The organism is Lentzea sp. NPDC058450, assembly GCF_042721395.1.
Taxonomy (GTDB): Bacteria; Actinomycetota; Actinomycetes; order Mycobacteriales; family Pseudonocardiaceae; genus Lentzea.
This window is the reverse complement of the sequence record NZ_JBHXLO010000002.1, coordinates 209,494-228,187: the sequence shown is the minus strand read 5'-3', so window position 1 is coordinate 228,187 and position 18,694 is coordinate 209,494. Positions and strand designations below refer to the sequence as shown.

Here is an 18,694-nt window from a genome sequence, read left to right as displayed (position 1 = left end):
TTGCCCGACAAAAGACTGCGGGCAAGCCGGAAGAGCGTGCCCACCCGCCACGAGGCCGGTCGGATGGGCACGCTCACATCCCGCAGCTCAGAGCGCCGGGTAGGCGTTCCGCATGAGCTCCTGGAACTGCGCCGAGAACCAGTGTCCTGACAACGGCGCGTTGCCCAGCGAACCGGACATGTTGTTGTTGTTCCGGGCGTTGCCGGTGTACGTGGGGTCGCACATCCGGTCGAAGCCCTTGCCCTCGTTGTTCGGGATGTCCTCGCTGGCACCGTCGGACTCGCCCGGCGGCTTGATCCACACGTAGGCGTCGATGCCCGCAGCGGGTGCGGCCTTCGGGCGTTCGCCGATGCCGGCACCTGCCTGGTTGCACCAGTTGCCGAGGTGGATTCGCCGGTCGAGCCTGCCGCCGTCGACGTAGGCGTCCACCGACGTGCGCGGGCCGGGGCCCGTCGGACGCGCGGAGCCGCCCCAGCCGTTGCGGCTGGTGTCGATCAGCATGCCGACGTTCGCGTCGAAGCCCGCCTGCACGGCCCGCTGCCGGAACGCCTGCGCGTAGGGCAGCTCACCGGTGTAGCGGTTCCAGTCCACCCACTTCGACTGCCGGACCTGGGTGCCGTTGATCGACTCGTCGATCGAGAAGTTCGGCTCGGTCAGGATGCCGTAGTTGGCGGTGTTGGCGATGAAGCCGTGCACGTTCGCCTTCGTGCTGCCGGACGCGTTGGCGGCCTGGAACAACAGCTCGGCGGACGGGCCGAAGTTGTCGTCCCAGCCCAGCCAGCCGTGGTGGCCGACGTCGATGTAGTTGTAGACGTTCGGCACCGCGCCGAGCTTGGCGAGCGCGTAGCCGACACCGGTGACGTAGTTGCCGTTCGCCTTCATCACGTCGCAGTTGGGCGTCTGCGTCGGCCGAGGCGTGACGTTGGTGATCAGGTTCGGCAGGGAGTCGATCTCCACGACGGTCACGATGCGCAGGTTCGCGTACGCGGGCCGGGCGAGGATCGACGCGATCGGGTCGATGTACTCGGTCTTGTAGCGGTCGATCTCGGTGGCCTTGAGCTCACCGTTGGACGCCAGCGCCGCGCAGTCGCGGCCCGGCAGGTTGTAGATCACGAGCTGGATGACGAGTGGTGAGCCCGCCGCCTGGCGCACCGCCTCGTCGAGGTGCGAGGCCAGTCCGCGCGCACCGGTCGTGCCGGTGATCGCCGCGATCCGGTCCATCCACACGCCGGTGGGCTGGTTCGCGATCCGGCTGCCGCCCGACTCGGCGTTCGCCTTGGCCGCCCAGTCCGGGTTCACGTAGACCTTGGCGCCCGCGTACGGGTTGTCGGCGCGGGTCCCGGGGTTCGGGTTGCCGCTCGTGGTCGTCGTGGTGGTCGTCGTGGTCGTGGTCGTCGTCGTTCCCGGCTGACCGGTGCAGGTCGTGCCGTTCAGGGTGAACGTCGACGGGTTCGCGTCACCGGTCGCGGCGTTGCTGCCGTTGAAACCGATGTCGATGGACGCGTTCGTGCCCAGGTTCCCGTTCCACGACATGCTCGTCGCGGTCACGTCCTTGCCCGACTGCGACCAGTTCGCGCTCCAGCCCTGTGCCACGCGCTGGCTGCCGGGGAACGAGAACTTCAGGGTCCAGCCACCCGAGATCGCATCACCGAGGTTGGTGATCTTCACCGAGGCGCCGAAACCGCCGCCTCCCCACCCGTTCGCCGAGTAGTCGACACGACAGCCCGGTGCGGCGCCCGCGGGTGCGCTCATCGCCACCCCGAACGTTGCCACGGCAGTGGCGACCACGACTCCCGCCGCGGCCCACCGCCTCTGTCCGTTGAGCTTCATTGCTCCGGATCTCCTGTCTCTCAATGATGTTTGATCTCCATGAGCGAACACGCGGTGGGCGTGCACTCAAGTCTTTTGAGGCCGAGGTACTCCATGCCGATCGAGCCGGTGAGCGCGAACCCGTCCCCGAAGGCGAGGTCCGGGTCGCCCCGCACCTCGCCGTTCGCGACCGCCGCGAGCCAGGCCTGCTCCAGGCCGGGCTTGAGGACCAGCAGCCCGAGCCGTTCGTACGGCTGCTTCGCGCAGGTCCCCCACTCCGCGATGAACGGGGCGTAGACCTTCGACCGCACCGGACCGGCGAAGTCCGCGAAGTCGTTGTCGCGCTTGACGTCCGCGCACTCGTCGGTCAGGTCGTGCAGCCACGCGGCGATGCCGTCGACGCCTCTGCTGAGGTCCGGGGAGGGTTCGGCGCGTCCCACGAGGAGGGCGAACGTCACCGAACCCACCACCAGAAGGGCGAGGAGCGCCCTCGTCACCGGACGGCGCACGCCGAACCGTTGAGCGTGAAGGCCGTCGGGTCCACGGGTGTGGACGACGTGGCCGCGTTGAAGCCGAACGACGCCGTGCCGCCGGCCGGGATGTCCGCGTTGTACGACACGCCCTTCGCCGTGGCGCGTCCACTCGCGACGGTGATGGTCGACGACCAGGCCTGCGACAGTGTCTGCCCGGACGGGAAGTCCCAGCCGAGCTGCCAGGCGCTGATCGTGCTGGTGCCGGTGTTCGCCACCGTCACGTTCGCGGTGAAGCCGCCGTTCCACGTGCTCGGCCGCGAGTACGTCACCGTGCAGGAACCCGTGGGGGTGCCACCGCCCGTCGAGGTTCTGACCGTGACGCCCGAGGACGCCGTGGAGGCGTTGCCCGCGGAGTCCGTCGCCACCACGGTGAACGAGTACGAGGTGTCCGCGCTCAGGCCGCTGACCGTCACCGAGTTCGTCGACGACGTCGCGACCACCTGGCCACCGCTGAGGACGCGGTAGCCCGAGACCCCGACGTTGTCCGTCGACGCGCTCCAGTCGAGCTTCACCGTGCTGCTCGTGACGCCGGAGGCGACAGGGGTGCCGGGCGTCGAGGGCGCCGTGGTGTCCGGGGTGCCGGTGCCACCGCCGAACACGACGTCCGAGCAGCTGTAGAACGCCTCGGGGCTGTCCGAGCGCTGCCACAGCGAGTAGATGACGTGCCGGCCGCTCTTGTTGGGCAGCCGGGCCTGCCACGCGTACTCACCGTTCGCGAGCGGCGGGTTCGTGATCGAGTTGAACGGGGTCGACTCCAGGTCCGACCACTTCAACGGCTTCGTGACGTCGAAGCCGTCCTTGGTGACGTACTGCTCCCAGGTGCCGGGGTGCGGCGCCCACGCGTTGTACCGCAACGTGACCGTGCTGTTCGCCTGCACCTGCGTGGTCGGCCAGTCGGCCCGCGTCAGGTTGTAGGCGGCGTACTTCGTGGTGGGACCGCACAGGTTGCCGTCGGGGATGATCTCCCGGTGGCGCCCGGCCGCGTTGCTGATCAGGTTGCCGAACCAGTCCCACAGCGGTTGCTTGCCGCCCTGGGCCACGGCCGCGGCGCACGCGGGGTTGGTGGGGTTGAGATCGCCGCCACCGCCGCCCGCGCGGCCGTCCTCGTAGCAGAGGTACGTGCGGCTGCCGGGCCACACCATCGATCCGTGCGCGACGGCCGTGCCGCCGGTCTGCACGAGGATCGCGCCGACCGTGGCCGCGACCGCCAGCAGAGCTAGTCGTTTCCTCATCTCGGGACTCCTCACCCGTAGATCTCGGCGTGCAGGGAGAACGCCGTCGCGATCTCGGCTTGCGCCCAGAAGCGGTGATAGGTGAACGTCGGTGCCGGTCCACCGTCCAGATAGGACTGCACCTTCGGCCACTGCGGGTCGTTGCGGAACATCGACCGCATGGACAGGAACGAGCTGCCCTGCCCGATCTGGTCACCGTTGGGCATCCGCCCGGTCCAGCCGCTCGGCACGTACGGGCCTTCGAGCGTGCTGGTGTTGTAGACGTCGTCGAACCGGTTGTAGTCCGTGCGGGTCTCCGGCGTCGCGATGCCGAGGCTGTCCTGTTTGGACAACAGCGACGTCAGCAGCGCCTCACCCGTGGTCTTGGCCGAGGCGTTGCCCGACCGCGCCGCGTAGTTCAGCAGCACCTTGGCGTAGGACGCGGCCACGCCGACGTCCTGACTGTGGTTGAGCACGCGCACCCGCAGGTTCGCGTTCGTGCCGGGGTTGGTGGCGTTCCACGTGTCCGGCGCGCCCGACCACTCGAGGTCCGACGGGATCTGGAAGTTCGTGCCCGTCGTGGTGTTCGCGATCGCCCACGGCACCCACTTGTCGAGGATCTTCTTGGCCCGCGCGTCGCCGGTCAGCCGGTACAGCGCGGCCGTCCGCTCGATCCCCCACACCTGGAAGCCGAACCACCGGTTGCTCGGCGGGTCGCGCCACACCGGGTGAGCGTCGTAGTACATGCCGTAGAACGTCGGCGTGCCGGACGGCGGGGTGCCGTACTGGCCCTCCCAGCTGTTCGTCACACCGCCGGCGAGACCGCCGTCGGCCGACTGCAGCCACTGGAGCATCTCGAGCTGCCTGCTCAGCGACGTCGCCCAGTCCTGCTGCCCGGTGGCGGACAACGGCTTGAGCGCGGCCACGTTCGACAGCGCGTACGCCGCCAGCGGGTTCTGGTAACCCTGGTGCGAGGCGCCGTCACCGATGCGCCACGCCCAGCCGGCGGACGTGTCGGTCGCGCCGCCCCACGCGTAGTACCAGGACATCAGGTAGTGCGCGCTGCTCTTGCCGCTCCCGCCGGGGCACGCCGAGGCGCCGGTGCAGTTGCCGATGCGCTTGAAGTACTTGTCGAACATGGCGTACCGCAGGTAGTCGCCCATCTTCGCGGACTTGCCGATCTCCGCGGAGATGTCGCCGGCCTTGCCCTGCGCCGTCGCCCACTGCTGGGCGAGCAGCGCCACCTGCACCACGCGGGCGTCCGCGTCCGGCGCGTTGGTGTACTTCCACTGCCGGGCGTAGGAGGCGTCCTTGGTGAACAGGTCGAGGAACCCGTTGGGGCCGCCGTACTTGAACGTGTCGCAGGACGGCTGCGGGATGGTCTCCCACACCGACTCCGACGAGCCGCGCTGGTAGGTGTTGATGTACGCGGGGGTCGTCGTGCCGTCGCCGCACCGGCCGAAGCCGTAGGTGTTGTCGACGTCGATCAGCCAGTGCATGCCGTAGACGTCCGAGTTGCCGTACGCGGCCTTGAGCTCCGCCGCGAGCGGGTCCTGGCCGACCGGGACCGCGCTGTCGAGCACCGACGGGTACTGGTTCATCCGCGGGTGTTCGGGCGCGTAGGTCGCCGGCTTCGACGGGTCGTACTTGTCGTTCGTGGGCTGGTCGGCCTTCGCCGGGATGATGAACTTCTCCATCGACGCGAAGGCGGACTTGAACGGCGCCCAGTCGCCGGTGACGCGGCCGTAGCTCGCTTCCAGCCACAGGTAGTAGCTGAACGCCTCGGACGTCGTCTGGTGACCGTGGTCCGGCGCCTCGACCATCAGGGTCTCGACCGAGTGGTACGGCACGAGCAGGTCGCCGAACCTGCGGAAGTAGCCGTTGGCCGGGTCCTTGATCTTGTTGTACTGGTCGAGGAACGCCTTGTTGAAGTCCGATGTGGACGGGTCGATCTCGGTGGCCGTCACGCTCGCCGGGCTGTACCCGGTGGCGGACGCGGTGAACGTCGCCGTGCCGAACGCGCCGCCGTTGTTCGCCGAGGTCACCGTGACGGTCTGCTTCGCCGCGCTGGTGAACGTGAGCGTGGCCGGACTCGCGGTCAGGTCACTGCTGCCGCTGCGGGCGATCGTGACGGTGACCGGCGAACTGGGCGCCGTGGCCAGGGAGACGTCGAACGTCGCGGTCTGGCCCTGCTTCACCGAGATCGTGCCCGGTGACGCGAGGACCGCCGGCCCGGAGAGGACCTTGACGGTCGCCGGGGCCGAAGTGGTGGTGGCGCCGCGGTTGTCCGTGGCCCGTGCGGTGATGGTGTGGTCGCCCGCGGTCGCCGACGTCCACGTGCCGGTGAACGGCGCGCTGGTGTCGGTCGCGATCAGCGTGGTGCCGGCGTAGAAGTCGACCTTGGCGACCGTGCCGTCGGTGTCCTGTGCCGTCGCCGCCAGCGGGATCTGTGCGGGAAGGGTGTAGCTGCTGCCGCTCGTCGGTGCCGTCAGCGCCACCGATGGGGCCTGGTTAGGACCGGTGCAGGACACGCCGTTCACGGCGAAGTCCGTCGGGGGCCGGTTGGCCGAGCCCTTGCTGCCGTTGAAGCCGACCTGCGCGGTGCCACCGCTGGGCAGACTCGGCGCCCAGGCCGGGTTGGTCACGCTCACGACCGCGCCGTTCTGCGTGAAGTTGCCGCTCCAGCCCTGCGTGACGCGCTGGCCGTCCGGGAACGTCCAGGTCAGGTTCCAGCCGTTGAGCGCCTCCCCGTCATTGCGGATCGACACGGCCGCGCCGAATCCGGTGTTCCACTCGTTGGTGATCTGGTACGTGACGGTGCAGGCCACCGCCAGTGGTGCCGCGACGGCGGGGGTTCCGCCTATCAACACCACCGCCGCAACCGACAACGCCGTTGTTCGTCGAGTCATGCCGCCGCCCTCTCGACAACTGGGAGCGCTCCCAGAGTTCACGGCACTGTAACGTGGCCCACAGCGACCAACCGGTCACAGGCGCAAGCCGAGCAGGACCGATCAGCCCTCGGCATTGGTGCTTGCAGCGCAAGAGGTCCTGCTCCCACAGTTCCTCTTACTGCTCCCTTCGAGTGGAATTCTGGGAGCGGTCCCAGGAACGGGTGGGGGCGCCCCCGCCACTCGGGGCGCCCCCTGGTCCGATCAGCCCCGGCCGGCTCCGGCACCGGACGTGACCACGCTCTTCACGCTGCTCGCGCCGTCCAGCGGGTACGAATAGGGAAGGCTCTTGACCGAACCGCCCTGGTCACCGCTGCCGGAGTTGACGAAGTGGTTGCTCCGCGCGACCAGCGACCCGCCGGGCGAGCTGCCCTCACCGCGGTGGAACGGGTCCTTGGTGTTCTCGAAGTAGTTGCCCTCGACCAGGACGCCGGCCTCCATGGTGGAAGCGACGCCGTAGGACGTCACGCCGCCGTAATAGTTGTTGTAGACGTGCACCGGGTTGCCGAACCGCACGCGCGGGTGCCGCTGCTGCGTTCCGTCGAACCAGTTGTGGTGGTAGGTCACCCGGAGCTTGCCGCGATCCTCCGAGCCGTTGTCGTCGCTGTGGCCCAGCAGCATCGTCTTGTTGTGGCTGGTGAACTTGTTCCACGACACCGTGACGTAGTCCGAGGCGCGTTTGACGTCGACCGCGCCGTCGTAGCCGCTGGAGAAGGTGTTGTGGTCGATCCAGACGCGGGTCGAGTACTGGACGTTGATCGCGTCGTCGCCCCAGCTGCGGAAGTTCAGGTTCCGCACGATCACGTTCGAGGCGTTGGCGATGTTCAGGCCCTGCCCGGTGATCGCCGAGGAGGATCCGACGCCTTCGATCGTCTTGTTCGAGGCCACCTTCGTCATGCTCGACAGCGAGATGGTGCCGGACACCCGGATCACGGCCGCGCTCGACGACTTCGCGGCCGCGACGAACGCGGACGCCGTGGTCACGGTGACCGGGGAGGCGCTGCCGCCTCCGGTCGTGCCCCCTCCCTGGGTGGCCCAGCCGACCAGCCCGAACGGGGCGGCGGCCGCCTGGGGTGCGGACACCGCGCCGACCACGAGCGCGACCGCGGAAATCAATGCCGTTCGTTTTCCAATCATTTATCCACTCCCGTTTCAGGGTGAGCGGCGGTAGTACTCACGAAACCAGCCGGGAAACGGTCGGTCAACCAATTCGAAGATATTCGACTGACTCATTCCTGAATTCTCACCGCACTTCAAGAGTGTGAACTCCGATGTGTTCGAAATTCCAGTCGTCGCCGATTCCCGAAATAGCGGGGAGCACTACGTTCCCGTTCTCGTCGAGCGGGTCGGCGATGGTGTTGCGATGCGGTGGGACGCGGTCGAAGTCGACGTGCGGGTGCAGCAGACCGCGCTCGTACCACCGGCCGGCGTCGGTCGCGCCGAGCACGGTGAGGCTGCCCGTCCCGTTGCCGTGGATCTCGCAGTCCACGTTGAACGCCTCGGCGAGGTGCACGGTCTTGAGCACCGGCGTGATGCCGCCGCTGCCCGCCGGGCCGGCCCTGAGGATGTCGCAGGCCTTCGAGCTGATCCACTCGGCTCTGGTGTGGTGCTTGCCCCACGCCACCTCCGGGCCGATCACCGGGATGTCCAGCTGCTCGGCGAGCCACCGGTAGGAGCTCGGGGACGCCTCCTCCATCGGTTCCTCGAACCAGTAGAAGTCCAGCTCCTGCAACGCTCTGCCGAGTCTCAGCGCCTCGGTCCGCGAGTACCAGTGGCTCGCGTCGAGCATCAGGTCGACGTCCGGGCCGACCGCGTCCCGCACCGCCGCGCACGCCTCGACGTCCCTGCTCACGCTCGGCGCGCCCGGTACCGGTGACATCCAGGTGTGCAGCTTGATCGCCCGATATCCCAGCTGTACGAGGTGTTTCGCGAAGTCGCCGTAGTCGGCCGGGGTCGCGAGGCCGTCCGTGTCGCCGCACATCGTGCTGGCGTAGGCCGGTATCCGGTCGCGGGCACCTCCGGCGAGCTTCCACGCCGGCAGGTTCACCCTGCGCGCCACCAGATCCCACAACGCCTGGTCGACGAACCCCAGCGCCCGGTCCGTGAAGCCGCCGTGCGAGCCTCGTTGCCGTCGGGCGAGCAGGCGCCACAGCCGTTCGCGGTCCCACGGGTCCTGTCCCAGCAGGACCGGCCGCACGTGCCTGTCCAGCACGGACGGCCGCAGCTGGTCGGGCTGGACCTGGCAGTAGCCCGTGACGCCGTCGGTGTCGGTGATCTCCAGCAGCGCCTCGACCACCTCGTGCTCGGGCGCCGGGTGGCGGTGGCCCTCCTCGTCGACGGCCGTGGCCGCCGTCGTCTTGAACGTCCGCACGACCACGCGTTCGATCATTTGCGCTTCTCCCAGTCCTGCTGGGCGGTGGTGAGCTTGGCCGCGAGCTGGTCGAGGAACTCCTGCGCGGACATCTGGCCCAGCAACACCTTCTGGTACAGCGGTTCGGTGTCGGTCTTGGTGATCGACGAGTACTCGGGCAGGTAGACCGGCGCGGGCACGAGCACGGTGGCCGGGTCCTCCAGCACGCCGAGCGCCATCTTGACCGCGGGGTTGTCCTTGATCCACTGCGCGTCGCGGACGTCGGTGTTCGCCGGGATCTGGCCGACCTTCTCGTTCCAGTAGCCATTGCTCTCCGCCGAGGTCAGGAACTCGACGAACTTCCAGGCCGCGTCGCGGTTCTTCGAGCCCTTGAACACCGCGAAGCCGTCGGTCGGGTTCGGCACCACGGTCCGCTTGCCGGACGGGCCCTTGGGCAACGGCATGGCGCTCACCCGTTCCGGGCCGAGGGCCTTCATGACGTCGCCGGTCGAGCCGAGGTTGTGGTGCATCATCGACACCGTGCCGCCGGTGAACTGGGCGACCATCTGGGTGTAGTTGTTGTTCACGTCGGCCTCGGGCGTGGCCTTCTTGTACAGCTCGGCGACCTTGCGCACGAGCTCGGCGTTGCGCGGGTCGGCCACCGTGCTCCTGCCGCCGTCGTAGAACTTGTCGACGGCGGAGTAGGAGTAGGCCTCGGCGAGCAGCTGGAAGATCGATCCGGCGCCGCCGCGGATCGTGAAGCCGTACTGGTTGGCGGCGGGGTTCGTGAGCTGGGCGGCGGCCTTCGCCAGGTCGTCCCAGGTGGACGGTTCGGGGATCTTGTTCTCCTCGAACCGGTCGGAGCGGTACCAGATGACGTCCATGTTGCCCGAGGCCGGGACGGCGTAGAGCTTGCCGTCGGGAGCGGTCTGCTTGACGGTCTCCAGCAGGCTGTTCAGGAGCTTGCCCTTGAGCACTCCGTTGTCGATCCGGTCGTCGGCGGGTTCCAGGGCGTCCTGCCCGACCAGGTGCGCGAGGTACGAGGTCGTGACGCCGCCGACGTCCGGCGTGGAGCCGCCGGCGATCGCGGTGTCGTACTTCTGCTGCACCGACGAGCTGGGGATGCCGACGTACTCGATCTTGACGTCCGGGTTCGCCGCCTCGAACCGCTTGATCAGCTCCTGGTAGATCGGCGTGCGGCCGGGGCCACCGTTGTTGTCCCAGAACGTGATCGTCGTCGGTCCGTCCTGAGCGGCGGAACACGCGCTCAGCATCAGCGCGAGCACGACCAGCAGTCTTCTCATTCGTCTCTCCTCATCCCTTGACGGCACCGGCGGTGAGCCCCTGCACCAGGAACCGCTGCACCACGGCGAAAACCAGCACGACCGGTACGGCGGCGACGACCCCGCCCGCGGCGAGCGCACCGAAGTCGGTGTTGAACTCGCCGAGCGCGTAGCTCAGCCCGACCGGCAGGGTGAACTTGTCCTGCCTGCTCGCGAACATGAGCGCGAACAGGAAGTTGTTCCAGGCACCGATGAACGCGAACGACCCGACGGCCACGAGCGCGGGTCGCAGCTGTGGCAACGTCACCGCGAAGAACGCGCGCAACCGTGTGCAGCCGTCGACCATCGCGGCCTCTTCGAGCTCCACCGGCACGTTGCGGACGAACCCGCTCATCAGGATCAGCGCGAGCGGCAGCTGGAACGCGGTGTCCGCGATCACCAGCCCGGTGAGGCTGTTCAGCAGCCCGGCGTTCTTGAAGATCACGAACAACGGGATCAGCATCATCGCGCCGGGGATGAACTGCGTGCACAGCAACGCCAGCAGGAAGACCCGCTGTCCCCTGAACCTGAACCGCGCCAGGGCGTAGCCGCCCATCAGCGCGAAGATCGTGACGGTGACCAGCGTGCCGATGCCGATGATCAGGCTGTTCTGGAAGAACAGGCCGAACCCGACGCCGTTCCACACCGTGTCGAAGTGCTCGAACGTGATCGGCCACGGCACGAGCGACGTGTTTCCCGGTGGCCTGAGAGCGAAGACGAGCATCCAGTAGAACGGGATGAGCGTGAACAACAGGTACAGCGCCAACGGCAGGTGCAGCCGCGCGATCCGGCTGAGCGTGTGGGTCATGCCCGGCTCCCGAACTTGGACAGCCTCAGGTAGAGGATCGAGAAGAACAGCAAGATCACGAAGCCCGCCATCGTCAGCGCCGAGCCGTAGCCGAAGTCGTGCGAGTCGACGGCCTTGCGCGCCACGTAGAGCGGCAACGTCGTGGTCTGGTTCGCCGGTCCGCCACCGGTGAGCGTGTAGATGAGGTCGACGTTGTTGAACTCCCACACGGCCCTGAGCAGCGTCGACAGCACGATGGCGTCCCTCAGGTGCGGGAGCGTGACGCTGAGGAACCTCCGCCACCGCCCGGCCCCGTCCACCGAAGCGGCCTCGTACAGGTCGTTCGGAATGGTCTGCAGGTCGGCGAGCAGCAAGATCGCGAAGAACGGCACCCCGCGCCACAGCTCGGTGACCACGGTGGCCTCGAAGACGGTCGCGGGGTTGCCGAGCACCGACGTCCCCGGATCACCGATCCCCCACTGCGCGAGCTGCTGGAAGATCCCGGTCGACGGGTTGTAGAGCAGGATCCAGATGCCGGTCGTCAGCACCCCGGACACCGCCCACGGCGAGAACACCAGGGCGCGTGCGAGGGCGCGCCCGACGAACGTCTCGTTGACGATCAACGCCAGGACCAGCCCGAGGACCAGCTGCAGCCCCACCTCGACCACGACCCACTTGGCGCTGAACACCAGGCTCTGCCAGAAGAGCGGGTCCTCGGTGAGCATCTTCTCGAAGTTCGCGAACCCGATGAAGCCGTTCTTCCACGGCTGCGTCATCGTGTGCTGGCGAAGGCTGAACCACCCGACGCTCGCGATGGGGTACACCAGGAACACGGCCATCAGCAGGAGCGTCGGGGCGATCAGGGCGTACGGCGCCCAACGGCTCTTCACGCGCCTGCCTTCAGGTGCCTGATCCGGTGAGCGGGCTCCAGACCGCGGTTCAGCGTCGGCGTCCACCCGGCATCGGTGGCGAGCTGCTTGTCGGGGTTGGCCGCGTTGTAGGTGCCCACGAAGCTGTGCGGCCTGCCGTCCAGCAGGTTGCCGACGTCGGTGAGGGCCGTGCCGCCCCAGTTGTAGACGATCTTCGCGGGGTCGATGCCCTTGACGTAGTTGTTCTGCGCGTAGATCTGGGACTGCACGCCGACGCCCCAGCTGTAGGTCTGCGCGCCCTCGTAGAGGTTGTTGTAGACGTGCACCTGCCCGAACCGCACCCGCGGCGCGCGTTCGAGCACGTTCCGGAACACGTTGTGGTGCACCGACACCCGCAGCTTGCCCGGGTCGGTGGTGGAGGTGTTCGACGAGCCGATCAGCATCGTCTTGCCGTGCTCTTCGAAGCGGTTGCGCGACACCGTGACGAGGTCGGCGCCGTTCGTGATGTCGAGCTGCCCGTCGTGCACCTGGTAGGGCCGTCCGAAGTGGACGGGTTGCCGGCTGTCGACGTTCGGCGCGTCGGTGAACGTGCTGTGGTCCACCCACACGTTCTCGGACCGCTGGATCGACACGGAGTCGTAGAGCGAGTTCCAGTTCCCCGGCGACGCACCGGGACTGTTGTCCGTCGGATCCCACTGCGGAAAGCAGTCGTGCGTGTCCCGGAACGTCAGGTTGCGCACGATCACGTTGCGGCTGCCGTGAATCCGCAGGCTCCCACCCGTGATCCCGGCGCCCTTCCCGACCCCGATGATCGTCGTGTCCGGGTTCACGGTGAGCGCGATGGCCGCTTCCTGCTTCTTCGCCGACGCCTTCCGCGCCTCCTCCAACGCCCCTTCGGGCTCCTTCTCCCATCCCCAGGTGGCGGGGTCGTAGGCGGCGAGGTACCCGGCGAAGGTGTACCCGTCCGTCGCGTAGTCCGTGCACCGCAACGGCTTCCCGTCGACGCCGGTGTTCGCGTCGATCACGCCTCTGACCTTGATGATCCGCGGCGCTGGTGCCGCAAGCGCCGCCACGAGCTGCGCTTTCGTGCGCACCTCGTGCACCGTGGTCGCCGCCGATCCCCCGGTGGTGCCCGGCCCGGCCGACGCCCACCCGTCACCCGCCGGCAGCACCTGCCTCGCCGGGTCGTGGCCGGCGTGCGCTGTACCGGTGAACGCGCAGGCGAGAACCAGCCCGCAGGCGAAAAGCCGCATGGCGAAATACCCTTCGGAAAGGATTCACATTCTTGAACAGGGTCCACGATCGTGAACCGAGAATACGAATGTGTTCGCCACGCGTCAACGAAGTGAATTCATTCGACGATTCGATCCGGAATTCGACGCTTGTTCGAATCGAATGCCGTCGAATGCCGGGGCGGTTCGATCAGCCTTTGATCAGTCGGTGCGGTCGAGGTCGCGCAGGCGTGCCAGCAGCCGTGGCGCGAGTTGGGCCGGGGTGAGCCGGTAGTCCAGCCAGCGGTCGCGGCCGGTGTCCTTCATCGAGGCCGAGCGGTTACAAGCGTCAGTCCTTGACCGGCCTCAACATCGGCACGAGCAGCAGTGCGGGCAACAACAGCAACGGCACCACGAGCAGCCCTCGCAGCACCCCCACCTCGTTCCCCAGGAACCCGACCAACGGCGGCCCCGCGAGAAACGCCGTGTACCCGATCACCGCGACCACGCTGACCCGCGCGGCCGCCCGAGCCGGATCATCGGCGGCGGCGCTCATCCCGACCGGGAAGCCCAGCGCCGTCCCCAGACCCCACACCGCGACGCCGACGACGGCGACCGCGGGCGACCCGGCGAACACTGCCAGCGTCACCCCGGACGCCGCCAGCACCATGGACACGAGGATCGCCGGCACCCGGCCCCAGCGGTCCAGGGCGATGGTGCCGAAGATGCGGCCGAACGTCATCGTCGTGACGAACACGCCGAACACCACCGCGCCCATCGCCGGGGCGAACGCGTGGCCGTCGATGAACGCCACCGCGACCCAGTCGTTCGCCGTGCCCTCGGTGAACGCGAGCACCAGCACCAGCAGGCCGATCAGCAGGGTGCGGGGTTCGCGCCAGGCGGCCATGACGCCGCTGCCGGCGCCGTGGTCCGAGGACGCGTCCGCGAACCGGTACGTGCGGGCCGCCACCAGCGTGCCCGCGGCGACCACCAGTGCCACCACGAGGAGGTGGGCGGTGACGGGCAGGACCGCCCAGGCCGCGAACGACGCGAGGCCCGCGGCGGCGACGGTGCCGAGGCTCCACATGGCGTGGAAGCGCGGCATCACCGTCTTGTCCAGGGCGCGTTCGACCTCGGCGGCCTCCACGTTCATCGCCACGTCGCACAGGCCCGAGCCGTAGCCGAGCGTGAAGATGCCGAGGGCGGTGAGCCACGGCGAGGGGCTCGCGCCGATGCCCACGCCGGCCAGCGCGAGGCCACATGCGACGGTGACGGCCGCGACGGAGACCGTGCGGCGGGGGCGCAGGCGGTGGGTGACCTCGCCCGCCGTGAGCATCGCCAGGCAGGCGCCCACGGACATCGCGAGCAGCAGCAGGCCCAGCGCGGCCGGGGTGAGGGCCAGCGCGTCACGGGCGGCGGGGACTCGGGCGAACCACGTCGCCACCGCCACGCCGTTGAGCCCGAACGTGACCGCGACCCCCGCCGCGGCGGCTCGGATCTGACCGCGTGGCACCGTGACCGACATCCCGGTCCCTCCCTTTCTCGATACTGAAGTTCTTACCCCACACATGGAAGCGCTTCCACCGCAATACTGTTCAGATGACGGCAGAACGCACCGCGACGCTGGACGACGTGGCCAGGGCCGCAGGCGTGTCCCGGGCGACCGCCTCACGTGTCGTCACGGGACACGGACCGGCATCACAACACACCAGGGACCGGGTCGCCGCGGCGGTCACCGCGCTCGGGTACGTCCCGGACGCCTCCGCCCGCGCGTTGGTCACCCGAACGGGCACCCGGCTCGCGATCGCCGTCATCGGGCACACGGCGGCGGTGCTCGACGACCCGTACGTCGGCCGCGTACTCACCTCCGCCGCGCACGTCGCCGCCGAACGCGAGGTCGGCGTGTCCCTGCACTGGCTGCCTCTCAACGACCCCGGTTCACTCGCACGGCTCGCCGACAGCCGCGGCCTCGGCGGGCTGGTCGTGGTGAACCCGACGCGCCCGGCGCTCGAGACCGTGCCCCGGTCCCTGCGCGGCCGGGTCGCCGCGGTCGGGGTCGGCGCGCGGCACGTGCCGTCGTTCGACGTGGACAACCGCTCCGGCACCGACGGCGTCGTGCGGCACCTCGTGCGCACCGGGCGGCAGCGCATCGCGATGGTCACCGGGCCGTCGTGGCTGCCGTGCGGCGACCGCGCCGTCGAGGCGTACCGGAAGGTCCTGCACGACAGCGGCGCCGAGCCGCGGGTCGTGGTCGGCGACTTCACGGCGGTGCGCGGCGCCCAGGCGGCCGTCGAGATCATGGCGCGCTGGCCCGACACCGACGCCGTGTTCGCGTTGAGCGACCTGACCGCGCTGGGCGTCCTCGACGGACTGAACTCGCTCGGCGTGCGGGTGCCGGGCGACGTGGCGGTGGCCGGGTTCGACGACATCGCGTTCGCCGGCCTGAGCCGCCCGGCGCTCACGACCAGCACGCACCCGGTGGAGGAGATCGCCACGGCGGCGGCGCGCTCGGTCCTCGACCGGCGCGACACCTCCGGGACGACGTTCTACCCGTCCTCGCTCGTCGTGCGGGAGAGCGCCTGATCATCCGACCGCGCAGGGCTGGCCGTTGAGCGTGAACGCGCCGGGAGCGGCGTTCCCGGAACGCACCGCACCGTTGAACCCGATCACCACCTCGCCACCGGGAGCGATTCTGGGGTTGTAGTCGGCGTTGAGCGCGCTCACAACGGCGCCGGACTGCCGTGCCCGCGCGTTCCACATGTCGGTGACGGCCTGGCCGTTCGCGAAACTCCACCGCAACGTCCAGCCGTCGAGCGGCACGGAGCCGGTGTTGCGCACGCTCACATTCGCCTGGAACCCGCCCGGCCACTGACCGGTGACGCGGTAGGCCACCGCGCAGGCCGGCGCGGGCGGTGCGGGGACGGCGGGAGGACGGGCGCTCGTCGGCGCGGGAGCCACCGAAGTGGTGCGGCCAGGAGTGGGGTGGCCGACGGTCGAGTCGCCGGGGGTGGTGGGTCCAGGGGTGGTGGTGGAGGTGTCGCAGGACGGCCCCCACACTCCCCTGCCCGCTGCCGCCGCTTCGGCCTCGGCGACCAGCAGCTGCCGAGCGTTCCCGACCGCCCCGGATTCGGCGGTCGACAGAGGCCGAACAGTCGCAGCGGCCCCGGATTCGGCGGTCAGCAAGGGCCGAGCGTTCCCGGCAGGCCCAGACTCGGCAGTCAGCACCGGCCGAGCGTTCGTGGACGCTCCAGGTTCGGCGGTCGGCACCCCACCGCCGTCCACCCCTTCCACCCGCAGCACCCCTTGCCGCACGGCGAGCACCGCGTAGTCCGTGCCGTCCTCCAACTCCAGCCTGACATCACCGGAACGCACCGGGCTGATCCGCACGGTGCTCGCCAGCAAGGTCGTCCGCGCGAACGCGAGCGCACCCTCCGCCCAGCACCCCACAGGCGCCGCGAGCTGCGCGATCTGCACCTTCCTGCCGTCCGCCAGCTCGACGGTCCGCCCGTCGACCACGTCCCGCACGACGTGCAGCACCCCCTCGTAGGGCACCTGCTCGTTGACGAGCGTGGGCGGCTTCCTGGGCATCGTGGTGGCGACCGGCGCCGACACAGGTGGTTCTGCCGTGCACGCTCCCACGAGCAGAACCACCACTAGTAACCCGCTAGCCGCGCGCAACGGACACCGACCAGCGCTGGTTCGCCCCCGAAGTGGCGTGGTACAGCCCGATTCGGGCACCGTCCTCACGCGACTCACCGATCACGTCGAGCAAACTCCCGTTCTGCGCGTTGACGAACGTCCAGGTTCCGTCCCCTGTGGACGACAACACCCATCTGGCAGCAGGACCGTCCACCGAACTCAGCACGACGTCACCGCCACTGGCCGCGATCCGCTGCCCGGTGGCGGCGTTGACGATCGAGAACTGGGCACGGCTGTCGTAGCCACCGCTCCGGCGTTCCACCCGCCACACCTGGTCCGCCGCCGACGAGGTGGTGCGCTGGACGAGCGAAGTGCCCGACGGCGCCAGGGACTTGCCGCTCTGCACCCCGGTCAGCCGAGCGGAACCACCGAGCGCGGCCGCAGGATCCACACCACCGACACCGCTCACCTCGAAGGTCGTGACCGACCGCGGCGGCACGGACAGCGTGGCCTTGCGGTCCTGCACGCGCACAGCGGCACCCTTCACCAGAGCGCCGTGCTCGTCCGTCACGACAGGACGGACGGACGCCCCCAGCCGCACCGACGCGAACGCCGACAGGTCCAGCACCACCGACTGCGCCTGAGTGCTCTTGTTCAGGTGCACCAACGACTTCAGCTCGTCGCCGCGCACCGCCGCCACGTCGGTGGTGGTGTCGACCTTGATCAGCCGGTCACCGGGCCGCACGTAGTGGGTGAAGTTGCGCAGCGCGTGGAACTTCGTGTTGACGCGCGCAGGGCACGTCGCCAGCGTGTCCTGAGGCCCGCAGTCGAACGGGATCTGGATCACGCCCCAGTTCATCCCGTCCGGCGACTCGGCGCCCGGCTTCATGTTGTCGTAGTCCTCGACGGCCTGCCACAGCAGCCAGGCGCGCGGTTCCAGCTCGCGCAGGTCGTCGATCACGCGCTCGGCGATGCCCAGGCCGGGGTCCATGCTGGTGAAGCTCTGGCCGGTCCCCCAGTGCCCGTCGACCTCGCTCATCCACAACGGCTTGCCCGAGCCCTTGGCGATGTCCCGCGCGGAGGTCCGGCGGCCCGTGCCGTAGGTGTGCACGTTCAACTGGCTGACCTGGGCGCGCACCGAGGCCGGATAGCCCGCCCAGTCGTCGGCGAAGAGCCCGGGATTGGTCTCGTCCGGCGCGGAGACGACCGCCCCGACGCGACGCGCCCGCAACGCCTCCGCCATCGCGGGCACCACCTTCGCCTGCAGGCCGGGACCGAGGTGGGCGCCCTCCTGGCGTCCACCCGTCGGGTTGCCGTCCGCGCCGAGCGTCGTGCGCCAGTACGGGGTGTTGGGCTCGTTGAACGGGTCGACCGTCGCGAACCTGATGCCGTGTGAGCGTTCCAGCTCGGCCGAGGCCTGGGCGAGATAGGCGGCGAAGTCGCCGATCCGGTCCTCCCGCAGCTGGTCCGCGTTGGGGTCGAAGCCACCGGAGACGTACCCGCTCACGGTCTGGAACCACGGCGGGGAGTTGCTGAACGCCTCCCACCGCGTCACGTCGCGCTTGATCCGGTCCACCCACCACCGCTGCCGGGGATCGGCGGCGGCGTCGAAGAAGCGGGAGTCGTCCGGCCGCCACCAGTCGGTGTCCGTGCGCGTGGTGCCGGCCGGAGCCTTCCACCAGCCGGGGACCGCGGCGCCGGCCCGCAGGTACGGCGGCACGTCCGGAGCGTTGCCGCCGCCGATGTTGTACCGCGCGATGTTCAGGTCGAGCCCGTCCGCGCCGAACAGCAGCTCCGCCAACCGGTCGCGGATCTCGTCCGGGTAGCCGCCGGTCGCGTTGGCGAACCACACCAGGCTCGTGCCCCAGCCCTGGAACGGCTCCTGCTGGTAGGTCGGATCCGGTCTCACCGTGACGGTCTCAGCGGCGGCGACAGCCGGGGCCGCGGTGGAGATCAGGAGCGTCGAGACGGCGAGCAGCGCAACGAGTCTGGTCATCGGTTCTCCGTTGAACAGG

At 69.3% G+C, this 18,694-nt stretch carries 14 protein-coding genes; 1 reads left to right on the top strand and 13 read right to left on the bottom strand.

Annotated elements, in window-relative coordinates; translation table 11 throughout:
* Positions 1-87: 87 nt before the first annotated feature.
* The 11 genes from ACFWNN_RS05235 to ACFWNN_RS05185 all read right to left on the bottom strand — a co-directional run bounded on the left by ACFWNN_RS05235 (position 88) and on the right by ACFWNN_RS05185 (position 14,565).
* On the bottom strand, positions 88-1,830 hold the full coding sequence (locus ACFWNN_RS05235) for a glycoside hydrolase family 6 protein (RefSeq protein WP_382438595.1): 1,743 nt from the start codon (positions 1,828-1,830) through the stop codon (positions 88-90).
* Between the two features lie 20 nt (positions 1,831-1,850).
* Positions 1,851-2,267, bottom strand: a complete 417-nt coding sequence (locus ACFWNN_RS05230) for a hypothetical protein (protein WP_382438594.1) — start codon at positions 2,265-2,267, stop codon at positions 1,851-1,853.
* Between the two features lie 35 nt (positions 2,268-2,302).
* A complete protein-coding gene (locus tag ACFWNN_RS05225) occupies positions 2,303-3,574 on the bottom strand; it encodes a lytic polysaccharide monooxygenase (RefSeq protein ID WP_382438593.1) in 1,272 nt (423 codons plus the stop codon).
* A gap of 11 nt (positions 3,575-3,585) precedes the next feature.
* Positions 3,586-6,462 (bottom strand): glycoside hydrolase family 48 protein, encoded by a 2,877-nt coding sequence (locus ACFWNN_RS05220; protein WP_382438592.1) that lies wholly within the window; start codon positions 6,460-6,462, stop codon positions 3,586-3,588.
* A gap of 243 nt (positions 6,463-6,705) precedes the next feature.
* Positions 6,706-7,617, bottom strand: coding sequence for a polysaccharide lyase family 1 protein (locus tag ACFWNN_RS05215; RefSeq protein WP_382438591.1), 912 nt, complete (start codon positions 7,615-7,617; stop codon positions 6,706-6,708).
* Positions 7,618-7,744: 127 nt separating this feature from the next.
* The gene (locus tag ACFWNN_RS05210; protein WP_382438590.1) at positions 7,745-8,890 is read right to left on the bottom strand and encodes an enolase C-terminal domain-like protein; all 1,146 of its coding nucleotides are present in this window, start codon (positions 8,888-8,890) and stop codon (positions 7,745-7,747) included.
* The gene (locus ACFWNN_RS05205) at positions 8,887-10,155 is read right to left on the bottom strand and encodes an ABC transporter substrate-binding protein (RefSeq protein WP_382438589.1); all 1,269 of its coding nucleotides are present in this window, start codon (positions 10,153-10,155) and stop codon (positions 8,887-8,889) included. The genes ACFWNN_RS05210 and ACFWNN_RS05205 overlap by 4 nt, the downstream gene beginning before the upstream one ends.
* Before the next feature lie 10 nt (positions 10,156-10,165).
* A complete protein-coding gene (locus tag ACFWNN_RS05200; protein ID WP_382438588.1) occupies positions 10,166-10,981 on the bottom strand; it encodes a carbohydrate ABC transporter permease in 816 nt (271 codons plus the stop codon).
* Positions 10,978-11,850 (bottom strand): carbohydrate ABC transporter permease, encoded by an 873-nt coding sequence (locus ACFWNN_RS05195; RefSeq protein WP_382438587.1) that lies wholly within the window; start codon positions 11,848-11,850, stop codon positions 10,978-10,980. Before ACFWNN_RS05195 ends, ACFWNN_RS05200 begins: the two co-directional genes overlap by 4 nt.
* Positions 11,847-13,082 (bottom strand): polysaccharide lyase family 1 protein, encoded by a 1,236-nt coding sequence (locus ACFWNN_RS05190; RefSeq protein ID WP_382438586.1) that lies wholly within the window; start codon positions 13,080-13,082, stop codon positions 11,847-11,849. The genes ACFWNN_RS05195 and ACFWNN_RS05190 overlap by 4 nt, the downstream gene beginning before the upstream one ends.
* A 307-nt stretch (positions 13,083-13,389) precedes the next feature.
* The gene (locus tag ACFWNN_RS05185; protein ID WP_382438585.1) at positions 13,390-14,565 is read right to left on the bottom strand and encodes an MFS transporter; all 1,176 of its coding nucleotides are present in this window, start codon (positions 14,563-14,565) and stop codon (positions 13,390-13,392) included.
* A 74-nt stretch (positions 14,566-14,639) separates the two neighbouring features.
* Between ACFWNN_RS05185 and ACFWNN_RS05180 the strand changes: the two genes are divergently transcribed.
* Positions 14,640-15,623 carry a LacI family DNA-binding transcriptional regulator gene (locus ACFWNN_RS05180; RefSeq protein ID WP_382438584.1) on the top strand — a complete coding sequence of 328 codons (984 nt, stop codon included), beginning with the start codon at positions 14,640-14,642 and terminating at the stop codon, positions 15,621-15,623.
* Here ACFWNN_RS05180 and ACFWNN_RS05175 read toward each other — a convergent pair whose 3' ends face one another.
* Positions 15,624-16,652 carry a cellulose binding domain-containing protein gene (locus ACFWNN_RS05175; RefSeq protein WP_382438583.1) on the bottom strand — a complete coding sequence of 343 codons (1,029 nt, stop codon included), beginning with the start codon at positions 16,650-16,652 and terminating at the stop codon, positions 15,624-15,626.
* A 52-nt stretch (positions 16,653-16,704) separates the two neighbouring features.
* A complete protein-coding gene (locus ACFWNN_RS05170) occupies positions 16,705-18,675 on the bottom strand; it encodes an RICIN domain-containing protein (RefSeq protein ID WP_382438582.1) in 1,971 nt (656 codons plus the stop codon).
* Positions 18,676-18,694: the final 19 nt, after the last annotated feature.